The sequence below is a fragment of the Moorena sp. genome (genome assembly GCF_982860115.1).
The window spans coordinates 1-7,325 of the sequence record NZ_CEYLVT010000306.1 but is presented as its reverse complement, the minus strand read 5'-3'; the positions used below and the strand labels follow the sequence as shown (position 1 = coordinate 7,325).

At 45.7% G+C, this 7,325-nt stretch carries 4 protein-coding genes; 2 read left to right on the top strand and 2 right to left on the bottom strand.

All coding sequences use genetic code 11. From position 1 onward, the window contains the following. Both AC4II3_RS29935 and AC4II3_RS29930 read right to left on the bottom strand, forming a co-directional pair. Window positions 1-228, bottom strand: a 228-nt coding sequence (locus tag AC4II3_RS29935) for a hypothetical protein (RefSeq protein WP_488015519.1), incomplete at its 3' end; no start/stop codon positions are given. A gap of 5 nt (window positions 229-233) precedes the next feature. Further along, entirely contained in the window at window positions 234-383 is a 150-nt protein-coding gene (locus tag AC4II3_RS29930; RefSeq protein WP_488015521.1) for a hypothetical protein, read from the bottom strand. Between the two features lie 110 nt (window positions 384-493). On the opposite strand from AC4II3_RS29930, the gene AC4II3_RS29925 reads away from it, so the two are divergent. Together AC4II3_RS29925 and AC4II3_RS29920 are read left to right on the top strand one after the other, a co-directional pair. After that, window positions 494-1,423 (top strand): pentapeptide repeat-containing protein, encoded by a 930-nt coding sequence (locus AC4II3_RS29925; protein ID WP_488015523.1) that lies wholly within the window; start codon window positions 494-496, stop codon window positions 1,421-1,423. A gap of 476 nt (window positions 1,424-1,899) precedes the next feature. Next, complete coding sequence (locus AC4II3_RS29920) at window positions 1,900-7,098, top strand: two-partner secretion domain-containing protein (RefSeq protein WP_488015525.1); 5,199 nt, start codon at window positions 1,900-1,902, stop codon at window positions 7,096-7,098. The last annotated feature ends 227 nt before the right edge of the window (window positions 7,099-7,325 follow it).

The following is a 7,325-nucleotide window of genomic DNA, read 5'->3' as shown; positions in this document are numbered from 1 at the left end:
CCCACACCCCACACCCCACAACCCACACCCCACACCTGAGGTCTTTGTTAAAAACTTACCCCTGTGAGCCCCTAACCCCTCCCAGGAGGGGAACGGGAATCGGGAGAAGAGTGTGGCGAGAGGGGGAAGTGTGGGGGGATAGGGGAACAGAGGTAAGAAGTAGTTTTCGATGAAGTTGGTATAGCTTTGATCATACTTATTTTGATCATACTTATGAGGTAGATTCAAGCTTCTTACCCCGTCTTGATGCAAAGCACGAGTAAGGCTTTCCCCCAAGACTGAGCTGCATTCCGATTCCCGATTCCCGATTCCCGACTCCCGATTCCCGACTCCCTCGGTGCGCTTTCCGACTCCCTAGCCCATTGACTGTTCGGATGCGTCAAACCCTCAATGTATTTCTGTAAAATATTATTGCTTTAATCACATATCTTGTGACAATAAAGTTAAATTAGATACAAAACTAACTGACTATAGGTTTTGTATACGCAATACTATGACATTATTAACTACTAATCAAGTTATTAGCCAACTTAAGCAAGGACTGTCGTTACAGAAAGCGGAGCTGAGTCATATTGATTTACAGGGGTTGAATCTGGATAAGGCTAAGTTTGCCCATGCCTACCTACGTAATGCCAATCTCTCGGGAGCGTCTTGTCAAGAGACAGACTTTACTCAAGCCAATCTCAGCTGGGCCAACCTATCGGGGGCAACTCTGGTTTATGCCCGACTCTCAGAAGCTCAACTGAATTGTGCTGATTTGGAGGGGGCGAATCTCCGAGGGGCTTGGGCAACAAAGGCTAAGCTGTGTGGAGCAAGACTAGATGGGGTTGAGGCGTCCTTAGCTCAGCTGCAAAAGGCTGATTTGAGAGAAGCAACTGGGGAAGGCATAAGCTTTATCAATGCCAATCTAAAGATGGCCAATTTAGGAGCTGTGAATTTCCCTGAGGCTAATTTCAGTGGAGCAAGCCTTGATCTAGCTACCTTAGAAGGGGCTCAGTTAATCGATACTAAGTGGCTTGGTGCTGATTTGGAACGGGCAAATTTAAGCCGTGCTAGTTTAGTCAGAGCAGATTTAACCTCTGCTAATCTGATTGTTGCTAATCTCAGAGCTGCTGATTTGACCGAGGTGATTTTGCATGGTGCTCAGTTGCTGGAGTCAAGTTTAGAAAATGCGTTATTAAACGATGTTGATTTAACTGAAGCGTCTTTATTTTCTGCCAATTTAGAAGGCGCTCGCTTATCTAAGGTTAATCTTACAAATGCTGATTTACAGTACGCTAATTTGGAGAATACTATTTGGAATGACGTTGATTTCTCTAACTGCGAGGTAGCAGGTGCGGTGTTTACCGATGCTAAAGGATTAAGTGCTCAACAGTGCCAATGGCTGAATAAAAATGGCGCGTTGAATGTTCCAATTCGGTAACAGCAACCTAAGCTATCTGCTTAAGCGCTACGCGAACAGCTGATAGCTGATTTTAGTCAAAGGTGCGCTTGACCCATGAATAATTAAATTCGCCAAGGTCAAGGGCACCTAAAAACTCTTAAAATCATTCCATTATTAATCCCTGCTCCCTGCTCCCTACAATCCAGAATTTTGTACATTACTAGCTTGAAAGCTTATAGCATTTATAAATGAGATGTAAACCTAGGCAGTATTTTTGTATTGGACAATAAAACTCCGAAACTCTTTACCCTCTTACTTTTCCCTTTTTACTGCATTTAAATTAATGCGATAAGTCTGTTTACAACCTATATAAAAACACTATATTTACCCTAATTATAGGGCTATCTTTACCCATTTCACCACACGTCTTAAACTTCCCATAGTTCCAATAAAAAGCACCAATAACTGGTATAATTAACCAGAATATATTTCAAGCAATAACTTAGAACAGAAATATGGGTGGAGGAAAGCTAGTAATCACCCTAACCGCAGCTTGGGCTAGCGCAATAGCGACTGCTCTGGGTTGGTTAACCCTAGCAATGTCGGGAAACTATGCTTTGGCTGATGATATTGTTCCGGATGGCACATTAGGTTCAGAATCGTCTGTGGTGATCCCTAATACCACTGTTCGAGGAGAAATAGCAGATAAGATCGAAGGTGGCGCAACACGAGGTGCTAACCTATTCCATAGTTTTCAGGAATTTAATGTAGGAGAACTACAACGGGTTTATTTTGCTAATCCTTCTGGAATCGATAATATTCTAACCAGGGTAACTGGAAGTAATCTCTCTAATATTCTAGGCACTTTGGGAGTAGATGGTGCAGCGAATCTGTTTTTGCTCAATCCTAATGGCATTGTGTTTGGACCGCAGTCGAGATTAGATGTAGCTGGTTCCTTTTTCGCCTCTACTGCCAATAGCCTGGTCTTTGCTGATGGGCAGGAGTTTAGTGCCACATCCCCACAAGCCCCGCCACTGTTAACGATTAATATCAGCCCAGGATTGCAGTATGGCAAATATGACCCCAGGACAAGAATTCAAAATGCTGGGAATTTAGCAGTAGGAAAAGATTTAACTCTAGCTGCAAGCAATCTGGATTTACAGGGTCAACTCAGGGCTGGTAACAATTTGACTCTGTTTGGAGAAGATACGGTCAGCATCACCGATAGTTTAGCGCAACCGTTTATCGCCAATGCTGGTGGTTTCCTGCTAATTCAGGGGAATCAGTCCATTACTATTGCTGCCCATAACCATACCGATAGTGGTTTATTCGCTGGTTCTGATTTACGCTTGCGTTCGCATAATCCTATAGCAGGGGATGCTCACTATACCGCTGGCGGCAGTTTCAGCATCGAGCAGTTGGATGGTAACCCAGGAAATTTACTCAGTCCCTATGATCCAATTATTCTGGCCAATGGGGATGTCAGTTTAGGAAACTATACCGGAGCCTCACTACATATTTTGGCTGGAGGGAGTGTTACCGTTGGAGACCTGGAGATTAACTCTACCGATACCGGGGATAATGCCATTAGTCCTAATAACTCCAATCCCTTCTTGGCTAGTCTGGCTAATGTTACCTTATCTAACCAAGCCCCAACGTCTGTCGTAATTGATGGCAGTAGTCAACCTACCCTAGATATTCGTGCTGGCATAAATTGGACATTACTGGGGGGTTTTCCAGGAAATGTGGATACCGGAAACCTTTCCCCTAACCTGGATACGGCTGCTACTAGTGCAGATATTACGATTGGTGACATCTCGATTAATGCTCCGAATGGACTAGTATTGTTAACCAATCAGTATCAACCGAACGGATCTAATCCTAGTAACAAGCTGGAGATTGGAACACTCCGCACCGATGACGATTTCGGTGGTCGGTTTGTGGGAAATAGTGGTGATGTGATTATCGATTATCGAGGTGGGATTGAAATAAGCGTTCGCGAAGCGTCGGCGAAGCCGAATCGCATAGATACCTCTAGCGCTACCGGTAATGCTGGTCACATTAAATTAATTACGTTTGATGACATAACCCTTGACAATAGTGACATAATTACCAGTGCCTTCGGGGCTGGCCAAGCTGGGGATATTTCCATTGAAACCGGTTCCTTCACCGCCGACCAAGGAGCTCGGATCCGAAGCAACAGCACCAGTCAAGCCGATGCCGGAGATATCACCATTACGGCCAGTGGCGCAGTTTCCATCAATGGCAGAAACGGTCGTGAACCCAATAACAACGGCACTGAACTAGTATCTCGTGTGGACAACGGAGGCATAGGCAAGAGTGGGGATATTACCATCAAAGGGGATTCTGTGTCAGTCACCGAAAGTGCTGTCCTTGATGCTAGCCTCCGGGGTGAAGGGAGCGCAGGTAATATCAACATCGAGGCTCGTCAAGTTATCTTTAAAGGGGCACCGAGGGTAAGCTTTAGGCGAAGAGATGGTAGTATCACCATGAATGAAGCCTCCAGTGAAGCCAGAGTTAATGTTGAGCGTGGGGCAAACGGCCAGGGAGGCACGATAACCATTAAGGCTGAATCTTTGTCAATCGAAGATGGTGCTAGACTCAGTGCTGACCTAAATGGTGAAGGCACTGGGGGCAATATTGAAATCGATGCTAGTGATAGCGTAACGGTTTCGGGAGCAAGGGGCAATCGATTTAGTAGGATTAGGAGTAACGTCGGGGAATTCATTGGTGAAGAGGCTGTCGGTAATGGCGGGAACATTACAATTCACACTGGCTCCCTATCCCTGATCCAGAGTGGTCAAATCCAAGCCAACATGTTTGGCATAGGTGATGCTGGCAAGATAACTATAAAAGCTCGCGATACAGTTACAATTGACGGAGTAGCAAATAAGGCTAAGATAGCCAGCGGTTTGCGCTCTCGGGTCGGTCCGGATAGAGAAAGAATACCCTTGAGTAAGCAATCACAAGCTATAGGTGATGGTGGCGAAATCACCATAGAGGCAAAGTCAGTTTTTGTGACCAATGGCGGTCAAATAAGTACTGAAATCAATGACATAGGCAAGGCTGGCAATATATCAATTATTGCTGAAGATCAAGTTATCTTTGATGGCGCTGCTAAGAATGAAAACGGGAATCCATTTTCAAGTATTATCTTTAGTCGAGTTAGACCTCAAGCAGTAGGCAACGGTGGCAAGGTATTGATTAAAGCTGGGTCAGTTTTCTTTACCGACGGTGCTCAGATAAATTCCGAAACCCGTAGCACAGGAAAAGGGGGTGATGTGGAAATAATCGCTCGCGATCGCGTTTTAGTTGACGGATTCAGCCAGTTGATTGGAGCAGATAGTGCCATAGCTAGTGATGTTCTAGCGGATGGCAAGGGGAATGGTGGCACAATCACGATCACAGTTACAGAAGGTTCCTTTGAGATTACTGGAGGTGCTAGGTTAGCATCTGGTACTCAAGGCAATGGAGATGGTGGCAATGTGATCATTACGGTTGGTGATCAGGTTTTAATAGACGGAATAGGGATGAATGACAAACCTAGTCGGATCTTAACTGGTGTGAATCCTAAGTCAAGAAAGGGCAACGGTGGTGAGATTATAATTGACGCTAACTCCATTACTGTGACTGATGGTGGAACCCTAGCTGCTGGCACGGGCGGCAGTGGGAATGGTGGAAATATAAACTTAAGCGCCAATAACTCCATTGCTGTGACTAATGGTGGAACCTTAGGTGCTGGCACAAGCGGCAGGGGGAATGGTGGAAATATAACCATTACCCGTAGCAATACAGTAACTGTTAATGATGCAGTCATTCAGAGCCGTGTAGAAGAGGGAGCTACTGGTAATGGAGGAAATATTGATATCACTACGTCCTCCCTATCCCTAATCAATGGTGGGCGGGTGGAAGCAGGAACCTTCGGTTTAATTCCACAAGATCTAGCTTCTGAGTTAGCCAACCAGTCCTATCAGGAGGTTGTCCTAGACGATCAGCCAGTAGCCTACTGGCGTTTAGACGAAACCACTTCGATAACGGCTGTTGACAGTTCTGGCAATGGCTTCAACGGTACTTACAGAAATGGCGTAACTCAGGGAGTTTCAGGAATATCAGGCACAGCAGGAGAATTTGATGGCAACAATGATGCTGTGGATGTTGGTATTATTGCACCAGGGTCGGAATTAGATATCAGCAATAAATCATTTACCGTAGAAGCCTGGGTCAAGCCAGACGAACTGAAAGAGCAATCCTATCTCGGGATACATCCAAGCAATAACCGCAACGATGGTAACGGTGATAGTCTATATTTCCGAGTGAGCAGTAAGGGGTCTGTCCGTTTTGGGGACTTTCCGAAGGACCTGGAAACACCAGGGAACATCATTGAACCAGATACTTGGTATCACATTGTGGCTAGTTATGACCAAGACTCCAACACCAACACTATTTTTGTCGATGGTCGGGAAGTGATCAGTAACAACCAAGGTGCTTTTGAAAGTAAAAACCCCCGTGTCTTGATCGGGGCTTGGCGGAACATTGGTGACCAAGCATTTAATGGTGTGATTGATGAAGTCGCAGTCTATGACGAAGCCTTATCCCGTGAAAGCATTACTAGTCACTTCTTACGGGGGCAAATAAATCTTGGTGGTGTATCTTCGGAATCCTTACCTGATAGTGGCGCAAATGCTGGTACGATTACAGTCGAAGCTAATGACATTACTATTTCTGGAGTTAATCCCACTAATAATGACATTGCCAGTGGTTTAGTGTCTAGCAGCTCAGGCAATTTCAGTGGTGAAGCTGGTACGATCACCATCAATACTGATTCCCTGAAGGTTGAGGATAGAGGCATAATTACCGTAAGCAGTAACAAAGGGGTAGCTGGTAATCTCGACATTACGGCTAATTCCCTGTTACTTAACAACGGAACACTTTTCGCTGAAACTGCCAATAGTAATATTGATGCATCAGCAGGGAGTATCATACTAAACATATCAGACCTAATACAGCTCAAAAACGAAAGTCTGATCTCCGCAAAGGCTTTATTAGAAGCTAACGGAGGTAACATAACTATTAATGAGAACCGTAATGATAATCCGAATGATAACCCATTTCTGATTGCTTTTCCCGCAACTGGTCTTAATGGTAGCGATATCATTGCTAATGCTCCAAAGGGACAAGGAGGAAAAATCACTATCAATGCCTTAAGCATCTTTGGTATTGAAGAGCGCCCGGCCATTGATGGCAATCGCACCAATGATATAGATGCCTCTGGTGGTACAGACAGTGGTGAAGTGACTATCAACACCAGCAATGACTTCCTGGAGCGAGAGCCCAACAGCTTACCCACGGAACCCGGCAAGGCTCAATTTGACCAGCGCTGCCAACCGGGTAATAGCACTGGCGCTAGGCTGATCAATACTGGACGTGGCGGCTTACCTCCTCGCCCAGGTGAACTCAGCAACAATACCCTTTGGGAAGATATACGCCGTCCCACTCCCCGTGGACGGTATCGCTCCCGGACTGCACTGGTTAAACCCCCCCTTAAGTCCCCCACTACCCCTAAGCCAAAACGGATTATAGAAGCGCAAGGCATCATGATTGATGCTGATGGCAATATCTTTCTTACCGCTTATCCCACTACCGTGACACCGGATGGATTTCCCCAGGTGCCTGGGTCTTGTTATCTGCATTAGGGAACAGGGACTTCTGAGCAGGGAATAGGGATGCACTGTGGAACAGGCATCTTGCCTGTTTCAATTGCCAGGGGAATCAGGGGTGGAACAGGCATCTTGCCTGTTTCATTTCCGGGCAGACAAGATGCCGAACCCACTCATAGTCATCCCGCCCCTCAGCAATGCCAAAAATTTAGCTGTCCGGTAAAAGAAGCCCCACGTCCGAACTGAAAGTCGGCGTGGGATGA

Excerpts from the sequence above, each read along its gene's own strand:
- AC4II3_RS29925 (WP_488015523.1), top strand. The coding sequence starts at position 494 with ATGACATTATTAACTACTAATCAAGTTATTAGCCAACTTAAGCAAGGA.
- AC4II3_RS29920 (WP_488015525.1), top strand. The coding sequence starts at position 1,900 with ATGGGTGGAGGAAAGCTAGTAATCACCCTAACCGCAGCTTGGGCTAGC.